Source organism: Vibrio sp. 10N.222.55.A1, assembly GCF_041473835.1.
In the GTDB taxonomy this organism is placed as follows: domain Bacteria; phylum Pseudomonadota; class Gammaproteobacteria; order Enterobacterales; family Vibrionaceae; genus Vibrio; species Vibrio crassostreae_C.
In genome coordinates this window covers 1-477 of the sequence record NZ_JBFRSX010000018.1, presented here as the reverse complement: position 1 = coordinate 477, position 477 = coordinate 1, and the positions used below count along the sequence as shown (strand labels likewise).

Annotated in this window: 1 protein-coding gene; it reads right to left on the bottom strand. The window is 48.0% G+C overall.

Annotated elements, in window-relative coordinates:
• Positions 1-477 (bottom strand): tandem-95 repeat protein (locus AB4493_RS05410; protein WP_372154632.1); only part of this gene is annotated, 477 nt, incomplete at both ends.

Genomic DNA, 477 nt, shown 5'->3' with positions numbered 1-477 from the left:
TTGGCGCAAAGGTGTATGTGCCATTACCGTTGTCGGTAAGAATACCGTCACCGCCATCGTAGGTCACACCTTCAACCGTTAGGTTGTCACCTTCAATGTCCGTTGCGCCTGTTAATAGGTCTGCATCAGTGAAGATTAACGTGCCGTCTTCTTCAACACTGAATTGTTGGTCTTGTGGAACAGGTAAATCATTTACTGGGTTAACCGTCAGGTCTGCTGAAGCTTGAACGGTATTGGTGCCATCTGAGATATCGAAGCTGATATCGATGTCACCGTTGAAGTTTTCATCTGGCGTAATCGTGAAACTGCCGTCATCGTTTTGAGTAACGGTTGCATCACCGTCGACCGTTAAGCCGCTGGCTGTTAGGTCATCGCCTTCAACATCTGATGCTTGTGATAGCAACTGCTCTTGGCTTAGACGAATCGAACCATCTTCGTCGATTGAGTACGCTAGTTCGCCAGACACAGGCGCATCAT